23 protein-coding genes are annotated in these 24,265 nt (G+C 49.8%); 8 read left to right on the plus strand and 15 right to left on the minus strand.

All coding sequences use genetic code 11. The features are described from left to right. Position 1 precedes the first annotated feature (1 nt). From HMPREF9473_RS25500 to HMPREF9473_RS25510, 3 genes are read left to right on the plus strand one after another with little or no spacing between them, the layout of a single operon-like run. Complete coding sequence (locus HMPREF9473_RS25500) at positions 2-2,206, plus strand: DNA topoisomerase III (RefSeq protein WP_006783117.1); 2,205 nt, start codon at positions 2-4, stop codon at positions 2,204-2,206. A gap of 40 nt (positions 2,207-2,246) precedes the next feature. Then, positions 2,247-3,191, plus strand: coding sequence for a homocysteine S-methyltransferase family protein (locus tag HMPREF9473_RS25505; protein ID WP_006783118.1), 945 nt, complete (start codon positions 2,247-2,249; stop codon positions 3,189-3,191). Between the two features lie 31 nt (positions 3,192-3,222). Next, on the plus strand, positions 3,223-4,107 hold the full coding sequence (locus tag HMPREF9473_RS25510) for a LysR family transcriptional regulator (protein WP_006783119.1): 885 nt from the start codon (positions 3,223-3,225) through the stop codon (positions 4,105-4,107). Positions 4,108-4,129: 22 nt separating this feature from the next. Here HMPREF9473_RS25510 and HMPREF9473_RS25515 read toward each other — a convergent pair whose 3' ends face one another. From HMPREF9473_RS25515 to HMPREF9473_RS25580, 15 genes are all read right to left on the minus strand, one after another. Then, positions 4,130-4,858, minus strand: a complete 729-nt coding sequence (locus HMPREF9473_RS25515; protein WP_006783120.1) for a DUF554 domain-containing protein — start codon at positions 4,856-4,858, stop codon at positions 4,130-4,132. 188 nt (positions 4,859-5,046) lie between these two features. After that, positions 5,047-6,483 carry a hypothetical protein gene (locus HMPREF9473_RS25520; protein ID WP_006783121.1) on the minus strand — a complete coding sequence of 479 codons (1,437 nt, stop codon included), beginning with the start codon at positions 6,481-6,483 and terminating at the stop codon, positions 5,047-5,049. Positions 6,484-6,528: 45 nt separating this feature from the next. Continuing rightward, a complete protein-coding gene (locus HMPREF9473_RS25525) occupies positions 6,529-7,446 on the minus strand; it encodes a dihydrodipicolinate synthase family protein (protein WP_006783122.1) in 918 nt (305 codons plus the stop codon). A gap of 52 nt (positions 7,447-7,498) precedes the next feature. After that, on the minus strand, positions 7,499-7,951 hold the full coding sequence (locus tag HMPREF9473_RS25530; protein ID WP_006783123.1) for a YhcH/YjgK/YiaL family protein: 453 nt from the start codon (positions 7,949-7,951) through the stop codon (positions 7,499-7,501). Positions 7,952-7,953: 2 nt separating this feature from the next. After that, complete coding sequence (locus tag HMPREF9473_RS25535; protein WP_006783124.1) at positions 7,954-8,958, minus strand: ABC transporter ATP-binding protein; 1,005 nt, start codon at positions 8,956-8,958, stop codon at positions 7,954-7,956. Beyond that, positions 8,959-9,987, minus strand: a complete 1,029-nt coding sequence (locus HMPREF9473_RS25540) for an ABC transporter ATP-binding protein (RefSeq protein WP_006783125.1) — start codon at positions 9,985-9,987, stop codon at positions 8,959-8,961. A gap of 10 nt (positions 9,988-9,997) precedes the next feature. Then, complete coding sequence (locus HMPREF9473_RS25545; protein ID WP_006783126.1) at positions 9,998-10,891, minus strand: ABC transporter permease; 894 nt, start codon at positions 10,889-10,891, stop codon at positions 9,998-10,000. A gap of 19 nt (positions 10,892-10,910) precedes the next feature. Further along, the gene (locus HMPREF9473_RS25550) at positions 10,911-11,870 is read right to left on the minus strand and encodes an ABC transporter permease (RefSeq protein WP_006783127.1); all 960 of its coding nucleotides are present in this window, start codon (positions 11,868-11,870) and stop codon (positions 10,911-10,913) included. A 113-nt stretch (positions 11,871-11,983) separates the two neighbouring features. Continuing rightward, positions 11,984-13,606, minus strand: coding sequence for an ABC transporter substrate-binding protein (locus HMPREF9473_RS25555; protein WP_006783128.1), 1,623 nt, complete (start codon positions 13,604-13,606; stop codon positions 11,984-11,986). A gap of 277 nt (positions 13,607-13,883) precedes the next feature. Beyond that, on the minus strand, positions 13,884-14,867 hold the full coding sequence (locus tag HMPREF9473_RS25560; RefSeq protein WP_006783129.1) for a CAP domain-containing protein: 984 nt from the start codon (positions 14,865-14,867) through the stop codon (positions 13,884-13,886). A 57-nt stretch (positions 14,868-14,924) separates the two neighbouring features. Continuing rightward, entirely contained in the window at positions 14,925-15,770 is an 846-nt protein-coding gene (locus HMPREF9473_RS25565) for an anti-sigma-I factor RsgI family protein (protein WP_006783130.1), read from the minus strand. Then, positions 15,763-16,245 carry an RNA polymerase sigma factor gene (locus HMPREF9473_RS25570; RefSeq protein WP_006783131.1) on the minus strand — a complete coding sequence of 161 codons (483 nt, stop codon included), beginning with the start codon at positions 16,243-16,245 and terminating at the stop codon, positions 15,763-15,765. The genes HMPREF9473_RS25565 and HMPREF9473_RS25570 overlap by 8 nt, the downstream gene beginning before the upstream one ends. 11 nt (positions 16,246-16,256) lie before the next feature. Beyond that, the gene (locus HMPREF9473_RS27530; RefSeq protein ID WP_006783132.1) at positions 16,257-16,553 is read right to left on the minus strand and encodes a hypothetical protein; all 297 of its coding nucleotides are present in this window, start codon (positions 16,551-16,553) and stop codon (positions 16,257-16,259) included. Positions 16,554-16,664: 111 nt separating this feature from the next. Then, positions 16,665-17,417 (minus strand): sugar isomerase domain-containing protein, encoded by a 753-nt coding sequence (locus tag HMPREF9473_RS25575; protein WP_006783133.1) that lies wholly within the window; start codon positions 17,415-17,417, stop codon positions 16,665-16,667. Further along, positions 17,407-19,458 (minus strand): BglG family transcription antiterminator, encoded by a 2,052-nt coding sequence (locus HMPREF9473_RS25580; RefSeq protein WP_006783134.1) that lies wholly within the window; start codon positions 19,456-19,458, stop codon positions 17,407-17,409. Before HMPREF9473_RS25580 ends, HMPREF9473_RS25575 begins: the two co-directional genes overlap by 11 nt. 148 nt (positions 19,459-19,606) lie before the next feature. On the opposite strand from HMPREF9473_RS25580, the gene HMPREF9473_RS25585 reads away from it, so the two are divergent. The 5 genes from HMPREF9473_RS25585 (at position 19,607) to HMPREF9473_RS25605 (ending at position 24,261) form a co-directional block, all read left to right on the plus strand. Then, positions 19,607-20,041 (plus strand): PTS sugar transporter subunit IIA, encoded by a 435-nt coding sequence (locus HMPREF9473_RS25585; RefSeq protein ID WP_006783135.1) that lies wholly within the window; start codon positions 19,607-19,609, stop codon positions 20,039-20,041. A 5-nt stretch (positions 20,042-20,046) separates the two neighbouring features. Then, a complete protein-coding gene (locus tag HMPREF9473_RS25590) occupies positions 20,047-20,331 on the plus strand; it encodes a PTS sugar transporter subunit IIB (RefSeq protein ID WP_006783136.1) in 285 nt (94 codons plus the stop codon). Further along, positions 20,331-21,602 carry a PTS ascorbate transporter subunit IIC gene (locus HMPREF9473_RS25595; protein ID WP_006783137.1) on the plus strand — a complete coding sequence of 424 codons (1,272 nt, stop codon included), beginning with the start codon at positions 20,331-20,333 and terminating at the stop codon, positions 21,600-21,602. Before HMPREF9473_RS25590 ends, HMPREF9473_RS25595 begins: the two co-directional genes overlap by 1 nt. A 164-nt stretch (positions 21,603-21,766) precedes the next feature. Continuing rightward, complete coding sequence (locus HMPREF9473_RS25600) at positions 21,767-23,053, plus strand: 5-bromo-4-chloroindolyl phosphate hydrolysis family protein (protein WP_006783138.1); 1,287 nt, start codon at positions 21,767-21,769, stop codon at positions 23,051-23,053. Continuing rightward, positions 23,050-24,261, plus strand: a complete 1,212-nt coding sequence (locus tag HMPREF9473_RS25605; protein WP_006783139.1) for a toxic anion resistance protein — start codon at positions 23,050-23,052, stop codon at positions 24,259-24,261. Before HMPREF9473_RS25600 ends, HMPREF9473_RS25605 begins: the two co-directional genes overlap by 4 nt. Positions 24,262-24,265: the final 4 nt, after the last annotated feature.

Below are 24,265 nucleotides of genomic sequence, written 5' to 3' on the forward strand. Positions count from 1 at the left end.
TATGAAATCATTAGTCATTGCAGAAAAACCTTCCGTGGCCCGCGACATTGCACGGGTCCTTCACTGTACGAAGAAAACACCTGGTTATATTGAGGGAAATGATTATATTGTCACCTGGGGGCTGGGGCATTTGGTCACCCTGGCAGACCCGGAGGACTATGACACTAAATATAAGGAATGGAAGATGGAACACCTTCCCATGATGCCGGATCACTTCAAGCTGGAAATCATCAAGCAGACCGGTAAACAGTATCAGGCTGTCAAATCCCAGATACACCGCCCAGACGTGGGGGAAATCATTATCGCCACAGACGCGGGACGGGAGGGGGAGCTGGTTGCCCGCCTGATTCTGGAAAAAGCCGGAAGCAAAAAGCCCATTAAACGTCTCTGGATATCTTCCGTGACCGACAAGGCCATCAAAGAAGGATTCAGCCATTTAAAAAACGGTCATGAATATGACAATCTCTACGATGCCGCCATGTGCCGCGCGGAAGCAGACTGGCTGGTGGGCATCAACGCCACCCGCGCGCTTACCTGCAAATACAACGCCCAGCTCTCCTGCGGCCGCGTCCAGACACCGACACTGGCGATGATTGCGAAGCGGGAAGAGGACATCCGGGCCTTTGTGCCACAGTCCTACTATGGAATTACCGCCAAATGCATGGCGCCGTCCCTGACACTTACCTGGCAGGATGGCACATCGAAGAGCTGTCGTTCCTTTGACAAAGAGCGGATTCAGTCGTTGGTACAAAAATTAAACATGACAGATGGAACCGTGGAAGACGTAAAGCGTACCCCCAAGAAAACCTACGCGCCCCAGCTCTATGATTTAACCGAACTCCAGCGGGACGCCAACAAGCGGTTTGACTACTCTGCGAAGGAGACCTTAAACATCATGCAACGCCTCTATGAAAACCACAAGGTGCTGACCTACCCAAGAACCGACTCCCGCTACATCAGTACGGATATCGTTCCCACGCTGAAGGAGCGTTTAAAGGCCATCAGCATTGGCCCTTACAAGAAAATCGCCGGACGCCTGGCCATGCAGCCTATCACGGCAAAACCGTCCTTCGTGGACAATGCCAAGGTATCCGACCATCACGCCATCATCCCGACCGAGCAGTTTGTCCAGATGGACCACATGACCGTGGATGAGCGCCGGATTTATGACCTGGTAGTGCGCCGATTCCTGGCTGTCCTCTGCCCTCCGTTTGAATACGAGCAGACGACTCTCGATATCAATGTGGGCGGAGAACATTTTACGGCGAAAGGAAAAATCGTGAAATCCCAGGGCTGGAAGGAAGTCTATGAGCAGGACGCCGACAGCTACGACGAGGAGGACAGCGAGCCGGACATCAAGGGCCAGACTCTGCCGGAACTAAAGAAGGGCGACAAGCTGCCCCGGCTGTCCGTTTCCATGACAGAAGGGAAAACGAAACCGCCTGCGCCATTCAACGAAGCCACCCTGTTATCCGCCATGGAAAACCCGGTAGCCTATATGGAATCCAAGGACAAAGCTATGGCAAAAACACTGGGTGAAACCGGAGGGTTGGGAACAGTCGCCACACGGGCCGATATTATAGAGAAATTATTTGCCAGCTTCCTTTTGGAAAAGCGTGGCAAAGATATCTATCTGACCTCCAAGGCCAAACAGCTGCTCACCCTGGTTCCTGAGGATTTGAAAAAACCGGAGCTCACAGCCGACTGGGAGATGAAATTATCTCAGATTGCCAAAGGCAGTTTAAAGCGCGCTGCCTTTATGAAGGATATCCGCCATTACTCTGTGGAACTGATTGACGACATCAAATCCGGTGAAGGCCAGTTCCGCCACGACAATTTAACCAACACCAAATGCCCGGAATGCGGCAAGCGGATGCTTCTGGTCAAAGGCAAAAACAGCGAGATGCTGGTTTGCCAGGACCGGGAATGTGGACACCGGGAAACCATTTCCCGCACCTCCAACGCCCGCTGCCCCAAGTGCCACAAAAAGATGGAACTGCGCGGCAAGGGCGACGCCCAGATCTTCGTATGTAAATGTGGCTACAAAGAAAAACTGACCAGCTTCCAGGAACGCCGCAAAAAAGAAGGCGCCGGAGTGTCCAAAAAAGATGTGGCCAAATATTTAAATAAACAACAGAAAGAGGCTGAGCAACCAATCAATTCCGCCTTTGCCGATGCATTGGCAAAACTGAATTTGGATAAATAAATTTGCCCTGTGTTTCGCAGGCTAAAAAGGAGTATCCTGTATGAGTTTTTACGACTGTATCCGAAATCATAACGCCATATTGATGGAAGGCGCACTGGGCGAACGTTTAAAACGGGAATACCATCTGACATTTGATGAACAGGTGGCTATGGCCAATCTCATTGATACGGTTGAGGGGCGCAGCGCATTAAACGCTATCTGGCAGGAATATATGCAGATAGCCCGAACGTATCACCTGCCTTTTTTAGCCACCACACCCACCCGTCGCGCAAACAGAGAGCGGATGACGCTTGGTGGATATGATACCGCTCTTATCAGGCGGAACGTTCAGTTTCTCCGTCGTTTACAGGAGGCGTCTGATATTGAAATGTATGTGGGCGGATTGATGGGTTGTAAGGGAGATGCCTACACGGGGGCGGATGCATTATCAGAACAGGAAGCGGAAATTTTTCACGGATGGCAGGCCGGACTTTTTCGTGATGTCGACGTGGATTTTCTCTACGCCGGAATTATGCCTACACTGCCGGAAGCCGCCGGTATGGCCCGGGCCATGGCGCAAACCGGTGTCCCTTATATCATCAGTTTTACCATTCAAAAGGATGGACGGCTGATAGACGGTACCACGATTCATGACGCGATTGCATATATTGACAGTCTTGATACCTGTGTAAATGGAGTATGGCAACCGCCTGTCTGCTATATGACAAACTGTGTTCACCCCGTCATCCTGCAGAAAGCTCTGTTACAGCCATTTAACCGCAGTGAACTGGTGCAGAGCCGTTTCCTCGGCATTCAGGCCAACACATCCCCCTTGTCCTATGCGGAATTGGACGGGTCTAAGGATTTAAAATGTTCCGAGCCAGAAGCATTTGCAAATGACATGGCGGCGCTTAAGGACATCAGCCGGATAAAAATCTATGGTGGCTGTTGTGGAACGGACAACCGCCATATGGAAGAGGTTGCGAAACGGCTGTCACGCAAATAAATAATCTCACTCAATACACATAGGAGATTGTATGGAAATACAATATTTTCGGGAATTTCTCACCTTAGCTGAGACAAAGAATTTTACAGAAACGGCGGAACGCCACTTTACCTCCCAATCCGTGATATCAAAACATATCCGGCAGATGGAGCAGGAACTGGGATTCCCTCTCTTTGACAGAACCAGCCGGAAGGTGGGGCTGAGCCGGTATGGAGAGCTGCTGCTTCCATACGCCAGAAAAATCACGGAGACGGAATACGAGTATACCACTGTTTTTTATAACCTGAAAAAGGATGTCAATGACACCATCACCATCGGCTCCATTCCGGTGATGGCGCAATATCAGATTACGGATATTATCGTGCAGTTTAAACGGGAAAATCCCCATTTTTCCCTCCGTATGGTGGAGAAGGACTCCGGGGATCTAAAAATCATGCTGCGCCGCGGGGAATGTGAACTGGCCTTTATCCGTGAGACGGATGAGGAAGATAAGGAATTCGTCCGGATTCCCTATTTTTCCGACAATCTGACGGTCGTGATGCCAAACACCCACCCTCTGGCAGGCAGACCGTCCATCCGCCTGGAGGAGTTGAGCAATGAAGATTTCCTGCTGCTGGAGCAGGGAACCATGCTTCACGCCATCTGTGAGACAGCCTGCCGCCAGGCCGGCTTCAAGCCCAACATCACCTACACCGGGCACCGCCTGGAAAGCATCCTCGATTTAACATCCAAAAACATGGGCATCTCCCTACTCATGAAAAAGCAGGCCCAATTTTTCAACAACCCCAATGTCTCCATAGCCGATATCGAACCCGCCATCTGCTCCCGCGTCAGTTTATATTATAAAAAGAATATGCCGCTGTCCGCGGCTGCAAGACACTTCATCCACTGCATGGATGTGATGACCGGCGCTTAACAAGGCCGGTCACACTTATCCCCTACACCCAAGCCATAATATAATTAACCCAAATCCAGCTGAACGGCATCACCAATATCATGGCCGGTATCATATCCGCCGTAGGAAATTCCTTCAGCTTCACCATCCGGAACCCGGTAGCCAGCATTAAAAATCCTCCACATGCCTTAAAATCCAGAATCATATCCGGCGTCGTCATTGGGAAAATGATTTTCGCAAGCAAAAACAGGATAAAAAAGATAATAAACTGCGGCACCGCAATCATAGATACCACATAACCTAAATTACATGCAAAAATGGCCGCCGTAAAAAAGTCCAGGATAGACTTTGATATCAGGATAGTATTATCCCCTGTCATTCCTGCACTTAAACTTCCATAAATACCGGTCCCGCTGGCACAAAACAACACAATAATCGTGACCAACGTTTCCATGAATTCCTCCTCCGACAGCTCCGTCCTCTGGTTCTTCATCAACTTCGAGATAGGCTTCTGCATCAACATAGCTCCCTTATTGAACGCTTCCCCCAGATGCAGTGCCAGACCGATTCCCGTCCCCACAACCAGAGCAAAAATAACAGCCGGCATATACTTCATCAATCCAATAGTACTGATTCCCATCCCCATGGAACACACACCAAACACCAGCGTGATTTCCGCCTTAAACTTAGCGCTCAGCTTATGACCGGCCAGCGCGCCGAAAATTCCTCCAAACAGTATGGACACTGCATTAATTATCACCCCAGTAGGCATACCCTTTTCATCCTCCCAATCCTAAAGTAATTCCCTATATGTTCTACTTTTCAAATCCTAGCACAAAAGAGGAAGACAAACAATTCGCGTTTCCAGCATATCTATTCCAAAACGGAATGATTAAAAAACAAAAATATCCGGAAATCTCTAAAATCAAAAGATATCCCGGATATTTTAACTTATATAATCTATTCCGCCCCTTCCCAAAGCCGATGTTCCGCCTGCACCACATCGCCCTGCACGGCCCATATCTTCAGGTTTCTAAACTGCAGCTTCAAGCTGGCCTTCTCCCCAGCCAGGACCTCCAATCCCTTCTCAAAGCGAATCGAAATCCAACCGTTATCCAGCTGCTCATAACAGCTGTCACCATAAGAAAATCCATCAAATGGCTCACTATTCCAGAACGGACTCATCTCCGCCTCCAGCATCCACTCCTCGTCCTCATCAACCGGCTCTGCCAGAAGCTCCAATGTTCCGCCTTCCACCCGCAGCCTGCTGGTCGCCAGCACGCTGTCCTGATAGACTCTTCTCGGCGTCAGCGCGGCAAATTTATCCGGCTGCCATTTCGCCCTGGCCAGAGAGCTTTCGCGGAAATTGGTGTGGCAGCCATTGCCACCCATGTAGTAGACCCACATCTCCCCCTCCGGCGTCATCACCGGCGGCGATGCGTAGATACATCCACAGTCAAACGCCCCGTCCGGGTAACTGCCGCGTCCCCGTGGTATCAGATGCTGTCCCGCGGCCACAAAATCAAACCGCTCCGGCTCCGCCGCCCAGGCCAGTTCCAAATCCACCTGGTCGAAATCCTCTGAAGTCCTGTCCCCCTCATGGATCACCGACGCCAGCCCCAGATACAAATCTCCCCACCGGAACACCGGCATGGCGTAAACCTGATTTTCAAACCCGATTCCCCGCAGCGTCTCCTCCGGCTCACTCCAGTGAAGAAAATCTTTACTCTTGCTGAGAGTCGTAATCCTGATTCCATCCTTCCAGATACGTGACAACAGCATATAGCAGTTCTCCTGCTCATCAAAGAACGGCAGATTATGACTGTCTGCCGGCGGATTATGCTCCGGCCAGGGAATCGGCGTCTCCCAGTCAACACCGTCCGGCGAAAATGATACCGCCATGTAAGCCTCCTTACCCGGCTGGTCCATCTTCGTCACCATCTTATAACGGCGGGCCGCATCCGTTTCCCGCTCATCAATCATCACTCCGGTCCCATGGGCAAAGGCAAAAATCAGGTTATTCTCCTTACTCCCCTGCCATTCCACCCGGTTCAGACAAGGTTTCACCCAATGAATCCCATCCACGCTCTCCGCATAGGCAAGCCCCGGAGCCCGGTCCGGCCGGGGAATATAATCCCTGGCCGCCCGCTCCCTTCTATCCGCTTTCCTGCTGTCCTCGTCCTCTATAAATAACGTATAATAACAGCGGTAAACCTTCGCCTCCCTGTCATAAAGCACGTTGGGATACCCATTGTCAATCCGCACCTCCCAGGGCTTCTCCTCCGTAAACAGCGGATTATTTATCTCATCCTTCACCGGCGGCTCCACGATTAACTGGATATTCTCCATTGCCTGGGGATTTAACAGTCTCCGGTCAAGCATCAAATATTTTGCCATGTACTTTCACCTCCGGACATGCTTACTTAAGGTATTTCCTAACACTTATCTATATTTCTCAATCGCCTCACCAATCATGTCCGCACATTCCTTCACGCACGGCATATCGCTGTCCACCAGACCCGGCATCGGTTTTCTCACGCTCCCCAGTTTAAGACCCTCGCGGATATTCAAAATCTCTTTCATAACCGCATATAAATTTCCTCTGCAGGAGCACATTTTATAGATAATCCCGTCAACCGCATTCTGAATATCTCTGGCCTTCGGGATATCCCCCGCCTCCACCAGCTCCATAATCTTGATATACAGTTCCGGCATCACCCCATAGGTTCCACCGATTCCACCGTCCGCACCCATGGCAAGACCGCTCACCAGCTGCTCATCCGGACCGTTGAATACCACAAATCCCTCGCCGCCATCCATCTTAAACATCTGGATATCCTGAACCGGCATGGAACTGTTCTTCACCGCCACCACTCTCGGATTCTTCAGCATTTCATGGAACAACGGCATAGTTAACGCCACTCCGGCCAGCTGCGGAATATTGTAAATAACAAAATCCGTATCAGGCGCCGCGGAAGAGATATCATTCCAGTACTCCGCAATCGCATACTCCGGCAGATGGAAATAAATCGGAGGTATCGACGCAATCGCGTCCACACCCAGACTCTGTGCATGGGCCGCCAGCTCCATACTGTCCGCCGTATTGTTGCAGCCCACATGGGCAATGATGGTCAGCTTCCCTTCCGCCGCCTTCACCACATGCTCCAGCACCAGCTTGCGCTCGCTGACGCTCTGATAAATACACTCGCCTGAGGAACCGCCCACATAGAGGCCCTTCACTCCTTTGCGGACCATGTAACGTGTCAATTCTTCCACTCTCTCAGGGCTGATAGCTCCCTCATCATCATAACATGCATAAAATGCCGGGATAATACCCTGATATTTAGAAATGTCTCTCATATCTATTTACCTTCCTTTCGGGCCCTCTTACGGGCATATCCTTATTTTAATTTCACTGCACTCGAACCTTCACAACTGCCTTTTCCACCGTTACGCATTTACCCGACCGGATTTTCACCATATGGGCATCCTCCGGAAACACAATCAGCACCTTGCCCGGCTCCATGGGAACATATGTCTCCACCGGGCCACAGCATTCCATATTGTCCGCCTCCCGGTCCGTCCCGGTTATCTCCAGCAAGCCAACGGGTGTGACCCCTATCAGTTCCCTGCCGGACCTCAGCAGATGAATATCCGCATAAGCCAGATGCGCCTCAAAAGCCGCATCCTCCTCCGGCACCGTAGTATAGTCAAACCGGTTGATAAACACATTCCCGCCGTCTACCTCATTGCTCCCCATTTTCAACTTATGTAAACCATTCACCGCCAGATACTCGATCGCCGCATCCAGGTTTTTATTCATTCCCCGATACCGCGCCAAATGCTTCATATCCGTATAAATCATGACTATTTCCCTTCCCCGTCATACAGATGACAGGCAACCATATGCCCTTCGGCCCCGCGGTGCACCATAACCGGCGGCTGGGTCTTACAGATTTCCATACATTTCGGACAGCGGTTGTGGAACGGGCAGCCATCCGGTTTGTGAATCGGACTGGGCACCTCACCCTCCAGAACCTGGCGCTTCTTCGTCTTATGGATATCCGCCACCGGAATCGCCGACAAAAGCGCCTGTGTATACGGATGCAGCGGCTCGTCATACAGCGCTCTGGAATCCGCCACCTCCACAATGCGCCCCAGGTACATCACCATAATCCTGTCCGACATATACTGAACCACCGACAAATCATGGGCGATGAACAGATATGTCAGCTTCATCTCCTCCTGTATCTCCTTCATCATGTTCAGCACCTGCGCCTGAATCGACACGTCCAGCGCCGAAACCGGCTCGTCACAGATTAATACCTCCGGCATTACCTCCAGCGCTCTTGCGATGCAGAGCCTCTGCCGCTGGCCGCCGGAGAACTCATGGGGATACCGCATCAGGTAATCCGGCTGGATATTTACCATCTTCAGTACCTTCTGCATCACCTCTTCCCGCTCCTCCAGCGTGTCAATGCCGTGAACCTTCAACGGCTCCTCAAACGAAGAGTATATTTTCTTCTGCGGATTCAACGCCGAGTACGGGTCCTGGAACACCATCTGTACCTTTCTGCGGAAGTTAAACATTTCCTCTTTATTAAACTGGGTGATATCCTTAAACTCGTCGCCAAAATTAAACAGCACCCGGCCACCCGTGGGCCGCTCCAACATCATAACCGTTTTTCCAAACGTGGATTTCCCGCAGCCGGACTCGCCCACGATTCCCAGGGTTTCCCCCTTGTAGACCTCCAGGCTCACATCATCTACCGCTTTTACATGCCCAACCACCTTCTTGAGCATTCCCTTGGTGATTGGAAACCAGGTCTGTAAATTCTCAACCTTAAAAATGACTTCTCTATTCTCATTCATCTACTCCACCTCCGGACAGGAACGATACTTCAGGCAGCGCACGTGATGGCCTGGGCCAACCTCATAAGCGGGGATGACTCCCTTACGGCAATTCTCCGTGCATTCCGGACAGCGGTCCGCAAACTCACAGCCCTCTTTCAAATCAGAAGGATTGGGCGTCGCCCCCGGAATCGTCTCCAGCTTCTGTCCGTCCGCCAGCCCCAGCACCGGCACACTGCGAAGCAGCGCCTTCGTATAGGGATGACTGGTTCTGTCAAACACATCCTCCAGGCTTCCAAACTCCACCACCCGGCCCATGTACATGACGCAGACCTCATCGGCCATCTCCGCCACCAGTCCCATGTTGTGGGTAATCAAAATGATAGATTTGCCGTCCTTCACCTGAAGCTCCTTCAACAGCTCCATAATCTGCGCCTGAATGGTCACATCCAGCGCCGTCGTCGGCTCGTCGCAGATAATCAGTTCCGGATTACAAATCATGGCGATGGCAATCACCACTCTCTGCTTCATTCCACCGGAAAACTGATGTGGAAAGCAGTCAATCCGCTCCTCCGGGTCCGGAATTCCCAGCTTTTTAAACATTTCCAGCACCTTCTCGCGGGCCTGCTGCTTCGTCATGCCCTTATTGTGCTGAAGCAGTCCCTCCGCCACCTGGTCTCCCACCTTGTAGACCGGATTTAAACTGCTCATAGGATCCTGAAACACCATGGACATATCAGGTCCTCTGAGGGAGCGCATCTCCGGCCCATTGGGCTCCTTGATACTCTCCAGATGGTATTCCTTGATTTTTCCGTCCTTTAATGCATTATACTGGATACTCTTCGCTTCCACAATTGCATTTTTCCCCGTAAAGCGCATGATGGAATTCATGGTCACACTCTTTCCACAGCCGGACTCGCCGACAACGGCCAGTGTTTTCCCTCTTTTCAGCTGGAATGACACATCCTTCACAATCTTGACCACTTTCTTGTCTGAGCAAAACGAGGTATTCAATTTCTCAACATTTAAAATAATCTCTCTGTTATCCATGATTTCCCCCTTACTGCTGTTTTGCATCCAGCACATCTCTCAGACCGTCGCCCAGGAAATTGATGGCAAGTACAAATAAGCTGATTGCAAGTCCCGGGAATAACCAGATCCACCACTGGTTAGTTACCACGGAAACGGATTTGGCGGCATTTAAAATATTGCCCCAGGTAGGCGTGCTGTCCGCGACACCCAGACCGATAAAGGAAAGGGCCGCTTCCTGGAGAATAAAGAACGCCACGTTGGTGGTGGTCGACACGATAATCGGACTCATCACATTGGGAAGAATCTGCTTGAACATAATGTTGTTCCTGCTCATGCCAAAGGCTTCACACACCTTGACATAGGTCTCCCCCTTAATACTCATAAACTCATTGCGGACCATACGGAAGGTGGTCATCCATCCGGTCAGCACAAAGATAAACAGCAGGTTGCCAAGACCTCTCTTGTTGACGATGGCCACCAGCATCATTACCAGTACCAGCTGCGGAAATGCCTGGAACACTTCAGAGATACGAATCAGAATCGTATCCGTCTTCCCACCAAAATATCCGGCCACCGCGCCTAACGCCGCCCCAATCACGGAACTCATCACCGCACAGAACACACCAATCAGGATGGAGTAACAGCCGCCCACCAAAACACGGGCCAGCAAATCTCTCCCGATGGTATCCGTGCCAAACAGGTGGATGCCGCTGGGCGGTTTTTTCATATCCGGCAGAACCGGGGTGTTGTAATCCACGCCGATTACCATGCCCACGATACAGGCCACGGCAATCATCACCACCACTATCAGACCAAACAACGCCAGTTTATTGTTCATGAACTTGCGGACATTTCGTTTCAGAAGAGAAGAAGCCGCGCTCTTATTTTGTTCTTTAATGCTTGTGCCTGCAGAATTGCTCATTTATTTGCCCCTCCTTTCATCACTCGCCCAACCGCACTCTTGGGTCAAGCAGGGCATTGAACACATCCACCATAAACGAACAGATGAGCATGGCCGCTGCAATAATCAGAGTGGTAATCAGAACGATGGGGTAATCCGCGGAAACAATGGCGTTGGTCATGGTCAGACCGATGCCTGGGTAGGAAAATACACTCTCGATTACCACGGAGCCGCCCACCAGCATGGGAATACGGAACACCAGGATAACCAGCACCGGCTTCATGGCATTTCGAAAGCCATGTTTCAAATAAACCTTCCACTCCGGAATGCCCTTGGAGCGTGCCGTCTTGATATAGTCACTGTTCAGCACATCCAGCATGGTATTCCTGGCATAACGCATCAGAACAGCCACCATGCAGATGGTCAGCGTCAAAACCGGCAGGAACAGATGCTTGAACGCATCCACAAACGCATTGGTCGCATCGGGACTGACCCGGTTTGCTGACGGAAACCAGCCCAGCTTAATAGCAAACACCTGAATCAGGATGATGCCAACCAGGAACTGCGGAACCGCCTGGCCAAGAACTGCCAGCACACGGCCTACATAATCAATGATACCATTCTGACGCACAGCGGAAATGATGCCGATTCCGATACCAATCACCGCCGATAAGACCAGAGAATATCCGGCCAGTTCAAAGGTGTATGGAAGACGCACGGCAATAATAGAAGCGATGGAGGAACCATCAAAAGAATAACCCAGGTCCCCGTGGAGGCAGTTGCCCAGCCAGCGGAAATACTGGATAATCAGAGGGTCATTCAATCCTAAAGACTCTCTCAATGCTTCCACATTTTCCTTGTTGGCGGAAAGCATTTCCGGGCTGACCATAAAGTTAATTGGGTCAATTCCCGTGAGTTGGAGCCCAAAATACACTATAAAGCTGATAAGCAGCAGCATGGGAATCATCATGAGCAGCTTCTTGACAATAAATTTCAGCATTCTATCTCTCTCCAATCTTACAAAAGGAGGAGACAGGAGATAAGACTCACTGTCTCCTCTTTGGCTGCGGATTTCGCCGCATGAGATTCATAGTTTCCGTGTCCTATTTCAGATTATTTCACTTCCCAGTTTGCGAAATCCAAATCGCTCATGTACAGCGGATTACAGAACTCCACGCCGCTTGGTATGGTTACGTTATTGCTTGTGAAAATGTAGGTACCAACGGTAAATACCGGCACTTTATACACTTTCTCCTGTTCCATATCCTGAAGTTTCTTGAGGACCTCGTTTCTGCTGCTCTCGTCAACCGCCTTAGAAAGGTCAGCCACAAGACCGTCAAAATCAGTGTCGCCGCCGAAAATGTTGGCAAACAGGCCGTCAGAACTCATATACTCGGTGTACCACTCATCAATAGAGAATGCGCTCTTGCCCTTGAATCCGATATCATAAGCTCTCGTGGTAAACAAATCTGTGGTTCCGTCGTTGGAAAGAGTCGCTTCCACTTTCAGCCCTGCCTGCTCTAAGTAATAAACTACGGTGTTGATAAGGTCAATACTTGTCTGGTCGTTGTTGTAATAGCAAATTTTTAAGGTACGGCTCATGTCATATCCGGATGCCGCAAGGTCGGCTTTTGCTTTCTCCGCATCAAACTTGTACTCAAAGCCATTGTAAGCCGGACTGGAATTTGGAACACCGCTGTTTAACACGTTGGCGTTCGGATACAGAGTCGCCAGGGTGGCACGGTCAATGGCTTCCATGATGGCCTTGCGGACTTCCACATTCTGCATAGCCGGATTCTCGTTGCCGTCGATTCCCTTCATATTAAAGATAAAGTATTTGTAGAACAGAACATCTACCTCGTGAGCCGTAAAGTTGGACATTCCCTGCAAAGCTTCCACCAGATCCGCCGCGTTGCCAAACACATAATCGGTGTTTCCGGCCTGTGCCGCTGTCACATAGTCTGATACGAAGTAGCAGATAACCTTGTCAATCTTAGGAGCCGCTCCCTCATAATTCTCGTTCCGTTTTAAGGTGAAGTAGTTGCCAACGCTTAACTCATCCAGTGCATACATGCCGGAAGTAACCGGGTTGGTCCAGAACGGGTCAGACTCCAGGCTTAACGGGTCCGCATTTTCCAGAGAATGCTTTGGAAGGATTGCAAACTGTGCCAGTACGTTCAGCATAGCCGCGTATGGCTCGCTTAAGGTCAATGTGATGGTATTGCCATCGGTTTTGATATCTTTAATGTTCTTGAAAGCCGCCGTGTAAATCGAGTTGATGGTAGCTGCTTTCAGACCGGTCTCGATGGAGAACTGAACATCGTCAACCGTTAAATCCTGTCCGTCAGACCATTTCAGGCCGTCCTTCAGGGTAATGGTGTAAACCAGACCGTCATCGCTTACGGTGTATGTATCTGCCAAATCCGGAGTCACTTCTGTCAACGTGCTGTCAGCCAGGAACAGGGCTCTGTACATCAGATTCGTCGCCATGATACGATTGTACCACGGAGTTGGAATCTTATCATCGGTCGTGGAACCATCGCCTGTGGTCACCGCCAATTTCAGAGTTCCTGCCGAAGCGGAAGCTCCGCCTGCGGCTGCCGTCTCCCCTGCCGCTGTTGTCTGTTCTGCCGCCGCCTGGGTCTGGGTCGTGGTGTCCGTCTTTTTCGAACCGCATCCGCTAAGCGCCGTGACAGCCAGAGCAGCCGTTAAAACCAATGCCAACGTTTTTTTCATATTACTTCCTCCTTATAATGTGAGACATCTTACTGCCTCAAGTGATATGTCCACTATACTATTTTTGGAAATTTTTTTCAATATTTTATATTGATGAAAATTTTTATTTTATTTGTGCAATGTGCACATGAAAACCCTTACAATTTGTGTAATTATAACATTTAGCACTCTCATTTCATAAAAAAAGACCGATTCAGCGTACTGTCAAGAGGTTTTTCACATTCCTCACAGTCTGCCAAAATCGGTCTTACTAATCTTATTATGAAAATAATTTTTTTTAATCCGTAAATAACTGTACCCAGTAATAGGTTCCGTCGATATACACACAGCCAACGCCCATGCGCTCATAGCCGGTATTCATAATATTATTCTTATGGCCTGTGGACTTCATCCAGGCTGTCATAACCGCCTTCGCCGATGTCTGTCCGGAAGCAATATTCTCGCCGGATTTACTGTAAGAGACCCCTGTCTCCTCCAAAATTGTGGACCATTTGGAATCATCCGGACGTGTATGGCTCATTCTGTCCTGCAGCTCATAAGCGCGCTCCGTCGCGCAGGAGGCCAATATATCGTCCCACTCCAGCTCTTCCACACCGGCCGCCCGGCGATTTTCATTCACAATCTCAAATACCCGCTTCGCATAGCTGCTCTTATCACTGCTATTGTTATTGCCGGAATCATAGGTCGTAGAAGAATAATTGCCGGAGAACCAGTCAAACTCATCAATCTCATCCGTAATCACCCCTGTGGAGCTGACCACATACCGCATTCCATCCAGCGTAAAGGAGGCAGTCACAAGTGAACCGTCAGAATTAAAATAATACTTCTCTCCATTCACATTCCGGAAACCGGTCACCATATTGCCGCTCTCATCAAAATAATAGCGTTTCCCATCCACCGCTCTCCAGGCAGAAGTCACATACTTGTTGTTGGTATAGTACTTCCAGACATCTCCCAGCTGGTTCCAGCCCTCCTGCGGCGTCACCTGCTGCAGCTGGACCACGCCATTCACCGTCCAGGCGCCGCTGGCGTCCACCGTGAATCCATCCGGAGTCGTCGTATTTAACAGGCAGTAACCCTCCGGCGTAAAGTAATAACATTTATTATCAACCCACTGCCAGCTGTTCACATGGAAAGACGCATCATCCTTCTGATACTTCCACCCCGCCGCATCCTGAATCCACTGCCCCGCAAATGCAGCCCCGGCCGCCGAGAGAGACATCACCGCCGCCATCGCCACCGTCAAACAAAATTTCCTCATTCCCGCTTCCTCCGTGCACGTATTTTGTCTTCATTATAGCCGACAATCTACGCAATGTCAATTTTGGCATTTTCCTCCGCTGTGCCCATGACCATGGCCATATATCTCATTATTCTCGCAGTCCATTCTGTCGGTTTCCCCAGTTATCTCACGGTAATCCGACATACCGGAATCCGTTGAGCCGGAACCCGCGTTCTCTGAACCAGTCGTCTCCGAACTGACATCTCCTGTCTCCGTAGTCTCTGAAAACGCATCTATCAAATCCTGAATCTGGCGCATGGTCAAATCCTTCACATCCTCAAGCCGGATATCCGCATCCAGGGACTGCAATTCCAGAAATGCCTGGTATTTTCCAAAGGAAACCCCTTCGTGATGGGCGCTCTCCATCACTCCTTCATTACTGGAATGACAGCTCACATTTTCATATTTATCTTCCGTGCAAGCCCTCACCCGCTCCTGAATCTCCGTATTCTTTTCATTGTAATCAGACGCCACGGAAATGCTGATTTGGGATTCCTCCGTCACATACGAGGACATTCCCCTGCTGTCCAGCAGTATCACAATGGCTTCATCATACTTCCGGTTCTTCAACTGCAGATTCTCCAACGCCGCCGCGCCGTCCACATTGAACGGTGTGACAGAGACAATCCTGTCCAGCCTGTTTATCCCCAGCTCAATAGACGGGTTGATATCAATACTGATAAAGGACACCGGCGTGAAATAAAACAGATGTCCGCCAAACCCAAGCAGCAACAAAAGACTGAAGGCCACTGCCAGTTTTCCGTACATCGCTCTCCGTCTATATTTTCCATATAATCTATAATGCAGGTAATTCCTTGTATTCTCTTTTAATTTATCCTCCGCAACCACGGTATCAAACGCATGTTTCAACTGATTATTCAAAGTCATCACCTCCAAGCATCTCTCTCAGCATCACCTTTGCACGGGCAAGAAGCGTATAAACCGTATTCACGTTCCTGCCGAGAATCTCACTGATCTCCACCGCCGTATAATCCTCATAATAAAACAGATACACAACATCCTTATATTTCTTCGGAAGAGAAAGCACCGCCTCCAGCACCTCGCTGTGCTCCTTTGGCATCTCTCCCGCCACTTCCGTTATCTCCTCCAGCGGAACCGTATGACTCCGGAAGAAACTTTTTAAATAATCCTTACAGGCATTGATGGTCACACGGATAATCCATGCCTTCTCGTGCTCACTGTTTTCAAAAGAACCCGAATAGAGGACATATTTCAAAAACACTGTTTGAAATATGTCCTCCGTATCAGCATAGCTCTTCAAATGCAGCATACAAATCTTGCGGACCGTATCCGAATATAACGTAATCGCCCGGTCCGCTTCCTGCTCACTCCGCATGATAACTCCTTCTAGCAATGACCTCTTCCATGATGGCCTCTGCCACCGTGATGACCGCTCTGTGTTCCGGAGCAGTTACTGTTATGAGTATGGTCTAACCGACAGCCATTACCGTCATAAGTAGTCGTGCTGTGATACTCACAATCTGAAACCGTACAGACGCCGTCTCTCATACACTCATACTCCTCACAATAGCTTCCCTGCCCACATCCAGGCCCAACAGCCGCACTTCCGGTTGCCGCATATGCTGTCACAGTCCCAGCCATCAAACTCATTGTCAAAAATGCCAGACCAATTGCTTTCTTCATTTCATACCTCCGATTTTATCATATCTTTTTCATCTTTCCAATAGAAATACGAATGAAGAAGCCCAATCCTTTCATAAATTTGAAAAATTTTCAAAATATTTTTTCATGTGGTTATTTCATATAATGAATCTGCTCCCCATACTTCTCAAACAACACCTGGTTAAACTCCATCCCGCCGTCCACATTGGCGCTGTGGAATACTGGCGGTACCACATCCATCGCCAGTAAGTGCTCCACAATACAGATTTCCATCATATTCACAATCCCGCATCCAATCACGCTGGAAGTCGGTGCAATCTTCTGCTCCATCCCCGGAAGTAGCATGCTGGAGTCCTCAAAATCACCGCAGTTGTCAATATACATATCGCACACTTCAAACAGCTTCTTCCCACTGGAGTGTCTGGAAGTAACACCATTGGTATAAGTCATGTTCGTAATGGCAATCGTATATACCCCTTTCTTCCCGGCCTCAATTCCCATCTCAATCGCCGCTGTATTCCGCCCGGACACCGAGTGGAGAATCAATACATCGCCCTCCTGTATCGCTGTGTGGTTTAAAATCACAGTGGGGTATCCCTCCAGCTTCTCCATGGCTGACGTCTGGTCCACCGGCCTCGTGTTCAGCATAAACTCCGCCGGAAGAATAGGATTAATCACCGCCAGGCCGCCGGTGCGGTAAAACATCTCCTGCGCCAGAATTCCCGCATGGGACGCGCCAAAGATATAGACGGCATGTCCACCGGCAATCGCTTCCGCAATTTTTTTCGCCGCCTCATCAATAGCTGTCATCTGCGTCTCTTTAATCCTGTTAAAAATCTCCTCAATATGCTCCATATACTTGAAGCTGTAACTGTCACGATTCATAGGTATCCTCCCACTTTTTTAATATCATTTGATACACCTCACCCGGTGTTCTCAAACTGTTTAAGATTTCTATATTTTCCGGAATGCTGAAAATCGTCATAATATTCAGCACCTCCTTCGTATGGCTCTGCTTGTCCGTCAATGACATACACACCACATACTGCACCGGGTCAAAATTCTGGCTGTGAAACGGAATCTGGGGATTCAGCCGCAGAATTGTAAATCCAAAGGCATTTACCCCATCATCCGGGCTGGCATGGGCCAGCGCCACATGGGGACAGTAGACAAAATAGGCCCCGTTCTCGTGATAAAAATCAAGAATGGCATCCACATACTCCGGCCGGATACTTCCATTCTCAAGAAGAGGACCTGCCGACAGCCGTATGGCTTCCTCCGGAGTCTCACAGCTTCTGTCCAGAAGAATGTTCCTCTCCCCAAATCCTTTGATTTCCCTTATGCTTCCCTCCCCAGTACATTTCCTGGAGGCATGCTCCAGATTCAGCTTTATCTTGCGGTATCCCTTCTCCTTCTTAATAGAAGAAAACCAGTTGCTCAGTTCCACAACATCCCGGTCCGTCAACATGGGAGAGACCTTAATCCAGTCCTTGTCCATCTCCGCCAGCGGCATGGTTGTAATAATTAAATCACACTCACACAGTTTCAGAAGCTCCGGCAGCTTGTGATTGGAGGTCACCGCCGCCACCTCGATGTTATAGCTGGCCTTCAACTGCTTCGCCAAAAAATTGGCGGTCCCCATCCCCGTGTGACAGCACACAATCACCCGCGGTATCACATCGTCCGTAAAATATTTGTCCGCCGATACCAGCAGATACATAATCACAAATACAATGTCCTCATCCCGGTACTCATACCCGGAGTAATTTTCCAGTATCCTCTTGTGTTTCTTCACCGCCTCATAGTATTCCGGATATTCCTCTATAATCTGCCTGGTATATTCATTTTCCACCCGGGAACCGCTGGCGTGAAGTTTTATCATGCTGTCCAGATGCATTTCCAGCATCTCTATCATCGGCTTATCACTGTAAAACGGAATGGAAAGCTCTTGCCCCACCGACACCAGAAAATAGGACAAGACGATATGAAGCTGAATATCCGCTCCATTACATCCGGAAGCCGACGGATAAAACCGGCAGCTCTGCAGCTTCTTCGCCAGCAGACGCCGTTCACTGTCAAAACGCTCATTGTCAAAGCCAACCGGCAGCGCCAGATGGGGTTCCAGCCTTGTCAGTTCCGTCAGCATTTCCTCCGCAAGCTCGGATATCTGCCGGCCGCTCTCTGACAGCTCCTCCACATCACAGGAAACCACCGCATGCCCTGCCTTCAACCGGGCCGCCGTGATAATCATAAACAACAAAAGCTCATCAAAACAGGCGTCCGACACGTTGATATCATATTTCACTTCCAGATTCACGATCAAATCCGCCAGCTTCTGCTCATCCACTCCGCTCTCATCCACCAGAACGTGATAAGAATAATTGGAAGGGTGCCGCAGTCCCGACAGCGAATTGTCGGCAATGGTCTTCTCTATCATCTCCCGCCGCTGCGCCTCGGGAATCACCAGCAGATAACCCTTGTTAATCAGCGGGCTGAAGGACAGATTGTGTCGCTCCAGCAGCCGCTTTACCTGCTCCATATCCTTGACAATCGTGGCACGGCTGGTATTAAACCGCTCCGAAAAATCTGACAGCTTCAAATAGGAATCCGACAGCAGCAACAGAAGCAGAATCATCCTGACCCGCTCATTTGGCGACAGCCGGTACAGATAAAAGTCATTGTCCGAGATCGTCAGATAGATCTTCCGCCCTTCTTCCGCACTGCCCATAAAGGCAATGCCCTTGTCCGAGACAGATATCAGCGTCCGCCCAGGTTCCTTTAACTTGAGATAGTCAGAGATAACCTGAACATAATTCCGGATACTTCTGGTTCCCACGCACAACGCTTTCGCCAAATCCTCATATTTAAAATACTGTTGGGGTGAATTGGTCAATATTGACAATACCTGCAGTGTTTTCTGATTCATCCTACTCCCAGCCTTTCTGTCCCCATTATAGGGCCTGCCATTTTTACTGTAAAGATTATATTGTTTCAAAACTTTTGAAATAACTTGAACTATCTGTGTATGGTGAAAAGTCTTATAATATTTTTAGAAAATTAAAGGAGGTTATCCCATGAGTTTTCTATTGGACGACAAACATGTCAAGGTACATGTCCCCGCCGCCACCTGGGAGGAAGCCATACAGGCGGCAGGCCAGGTGCTGGTTGACGCAGGCAGTATCACAGACCAGTACACAGCCAACATGATTCAGGCAGTGAAAGAACTTGGCCCTTATATTGTGCTGATGCCAAAGCTGGCTCTGGCTCACGCGGCTCCCTGCGATGCGGTAAAAAAGACCGACATTTCTCTGGTTACCCTGGAGCAGCCTGTTGACTTCGGTTCCGTCAATGGAAATGTCTCCGTTGTCCTGTGTCTGGCCTGTGTCGACAGAACCAGCCATATGGAAAAACTGTCCGAGATAGCGGATGTGCTGATGCAGGATGGAGTGGTGGACAAGCTGGAAGCAGCTGAACATATTGACGAAGTAATCCAACTGTTAAGGAGGTGAGATTCATGAAAAAGATTCAAACAGTATGTGGTTTTGGTTGTGGTTCTTCCCTGCTTCTTCGCATGAAGATTCAGGATGTATTAAAAGAACAGGGGCTGGAGGCCGACGTATTCTGTGGAGATGTGGGCACCGCCAATGCAACACCCTGCGATGCTATCTTCACATCTGCCGAACTGGCGGACAGAATCAAGGAGCGGGCATCCGTTCCGGTTATCGTCATCAACAGCTTCGTAGATAAGAAAGAAATTACAGACAAAGTACTGCAATACTTTCAGGAGGAGGGAATGTAATGAGTGTGTTAAACTTTATTATCAATGAAATCTTTGGACAAGGGGCCATATTCTTAGCTCTGATTGCCATGCTTGGCTTAATTCTGCAGAAAAAATCTGTGGGGGATATCATCCGCGGAACGGTCATGACGGCAATCGGCTTTTTCGTGTTATCACAGGGTACCGGAATTGTGACCGGCAACTCCATCGACGGACTTGCCTCGGCATTTAACACCATGCTGCCACAGGCTTCCGGAACAGCGGACATCGACATGTCCATCTACGGAACCCAGATTGGTATTGTTATGCTGCTGGCCTTTGCGGCCAACCTGGTATTTGCCAGATTCACCAAATGGAAAACCGTATTCTTGACCGGCCATATGCTTTACTGGTTCCCATACGTGTTTATCGCAGCTGGCGTAGACGCCGGGCTGACAGGCGGCAAACTGATTGGGCTGGCTGCCATCTTTACCGCGGCTTACATGATTATCTCACCGAATATCCTGTTCCCGTATGTCAAAGCAGTGACCGGTGATTCCAGTTTTGCCATCGGCCATCCTACCACCTGCCTGTCACTTCTGGCCGGTACGATTGCCAAATTTACGGGAGACAAATCCCACTCCACAGAGGACATCAAATTCCCAAAGAGCTTGAATTTCCTTCGTGAAGTATCCATCACCGGCTCTTTTGTTATTGCCATCACCTACATTGTGATGTTCTTCATCCTCAAAGGCAATGGCTTTAACCCGGGCGAAGTGTGGGGATACGCAGGCGGCACCACAGGCATTTTCACCTACATTTTTACAAAAGCCATCTACTTTGGTGTGGGCGTTACCATCCTGCTGTTAGGTGTGCGTATGTTGATTGCGGAAATTATCCCGGCTTTCAAGGGTATTGCAGAAAAGGTCGTTCCAGGCGCCATCCCGGCCCTCGACTGCCCACTGTTATTCCCATTTGCGCCTAACGCGTTGATTATCGGATTTATCGTGGCTATGATTACATCCACACTGACGATATTACTGACTGCCGGAATGTTCCCGACCGTTATCATCCCGCTGACCTTCACCTGCTTCTTCGAGATTGGCTGCGCGGCCATCATCTCCAACGCCCAGGGCGGTATCCGCGGATGTATCATCGGAACAGCGGTTGCCGGTATCGTCATGGTATTCCTGGTAGGCTTCGGCTCCTACTTCTTTGGACACACCATCAACAACTGGATGCTGGTATACGGTGGCCAGGATTTCTCCTTATGGGGAATTGTGGAAGGTCTGATTGCGAGACTGATTGCATAATTGATTTTTATAAACATTTTGGCAAATGCTCCCGTGCCGCCTGGCGGTGCGGGGGCGTTTTTCTGTATCCCCGGATTGTAAACTTGATTGATTCATGTTATGATAGCTTTGAATATCGAATGAATTTTCTAAATGAATTTTATTAAGGAAAGGTCCGGACTTGAATGGGATACAACGAATTTTCAAATATAGGCAAACAAATCCAGGATGCGGTGGAAGATGCCATCGACTCCATGGATTTTAAACAATTAAATCAAACGATATCCAATACGGTCAACGATGCCGTGGACGAGGTCCGGCGGCAGTTTACCGGCGGTAACCCGACAGGCTACAAGAGACGGTATGAATATCATCAGGACTCGAACATTTCCCATGAACAGCCAAGGCCGGAACCACCGCATAGAACCAATTACTCGGCATCTTCCGGCGCCACTTACCAATACCGGAAGGCTCCAGCACAGAAAGCGGAAAAATCGGGCAGTTTTAGCAGCAATCTGAGAATTCATCCCCCCAGCCGTGTAAAGGGAATCCTGCTGACCGTGTTTGGCAGTATTGGGCTTGGACTTACCACGATAGGATTACTGGCTGCGCTGTTCCTCTCATTGTTATCCAACACCGTATGGGGCGCTGCCTGGGGACTGATAATTTTCCTACTGATTCTGGAAGGAATATTCGGCTCCATGATTGGCATTGGCAATTCCATCCGCGGCCGTCTGGCCCGGTTAAAGCTCTATTTGAAAGAGGTCGATAACAAGACCTATTGTTCCATCCGCGAGCTGGTAGGCTGTATCGGCAGACCAGAGAAATTTGTCATCAAAGACTTAAAGAAAATGATAAAGGACGGAATACTGCCCCATGCCCACCTGGATGAGCAGAACACCCATCTGATGCTGGATGACAAGACCTACCAGCAGTATCTCCAGTCCATGGAGTCCTTAAAACTCCGCACCCAGGAAGCCCAGTCCATTCAGGACAGTCCGGAGGCCGCACCGCCCAAGTCCGACAATCGGATGAGTAAGGTGACCGCCGAGGGACAAGCTTACTTGAAAGCCCTGCGGGATGCCAACGAAGCCATCCCAGGCGAAGTGATTTCCTCCAAGCTGGACCGCCTGGAGAATATTATCGAGAAGATTTTTGACGTGATTGACCGTCATCCCGAGCAACTGGATGACATCGAGCGTTTTATGGAATACTATCTCCCCACCACCGTCAAGCTCATCAATGCCTACCGTGATTTTGACAGCGTCGGTATCGACGGGGAGAACATTTCCATGGCAAAGACCGAAGTGGAAGCCACACTGGATACCATCAACCAGGCATTTGAACAGCTGTTGGATGGTTTATATCAGGATGAAGCCTTTGATATCAGCACCGATGCCACCGTGCTTCAGACCATGTTAAAAAAAGACGGATTTGTAAACAGTGATTTTGACAGGAGGGAAGAATCATGAACCAGGATAACAACAACACAGCTACACCGGTACTGACACTGGAGCCATTTGTGACGGAGGCGGCTGGCAGCCAGGAAGCGGCCTTGAAGGAACCGCAGGCGCCTGATATGGATATCTGGACCACTGCACAGCAGAATACCCGCATCCAGGAGACAGCCACCACAACACCGGCCCCGGAGCCCACCGTGGTGCTGACGCCGGAAGAACAGAAGATGGTGGATGATTTTGCCGCCCAGATTGATTTAAAAGATTCCAATATGGTGCTCCAGTACGGGGCAGGCGCCCAGAAGAAAATCGCTGATTTTTCCGAGGGAGCGTTAAACCATGTAAAAACCAAGGACTTAGGTGAAATCGGCGATATGCTGACCGGCGTGGTGAAGGAACTGAAAAGTTTCGAGCCGGAGGAAGAGAGCAAGGGCTTTTTCGGCCTCTTCAAACGCAGTTCCGACAAGCTGGACAATATGAGAGCCAAATACGACAAGGCCAAGACCAACGTGGACCGTATCTGCAAAGTACTGGAGAATCATCAGATCCAGCTCTTAAAAGATATCGCCGTGCTGGACAAGATGTACGAGTTAAACACCAATTACTTCAAAGAGCTGTCCATGTACATTTTAGCGGGTAAGAAGCGGCTGGAACAAGCCCAGACCGTGGAACTTCCGGCTCTCGCCCGGAAAGCGGAGCAGACCGGACAGCCGGAGGATGCCCAGGCCGCCAACGATATGGCTTCCCTGTGCGGACGGTTTGAGAAAAAGATTCACGACCTGGAGCTGACCCGCATGGTATCTCTCCAGATGGCGCCGCAGATTCGTCTGGTCCAGAGCAACGACACTCTGATCTCCGAGAAGATTCAATCCACCATTGTCAACACCATTCCCCTGTGGAAGAGCCAGATGGTGCTGGCCGTCGGTGTCAACCACTCCAGCCAGGCCGCCAAAGCCCAGAGAGAAGTCACCGACATGACCAACGAACTGCTTCGCAAGAACGCAGAAGTCTTAAAGACCGCCACCATCGAGACCGCCAAAGAATCCGAGCGCGGCATCGTGGACATCGAGACCTTAAAGACCACCAACCAGTCCCTGATTACCACCCTGGATGAAGTCGTGAAGATTCAGACCGAGGGCCGTGAGAAACGCCGTGCCGCAGAGCAGGAATTAGCGCGCATGGAGGGAGAATTAAAACAGAAATTACTGGAAATGAGCCGATAAAACC

Source organism: Hungatella hathewayi WAL-18680, assembly GCF_000235505.1.
GTDB classification, from domain to species: domain Bacteria; phylum Bacillota; class Clostridia; order Lachnospirales; family Lachnospiraceae; genus Hungatella_A; species Hungatella_A hathewayi_A.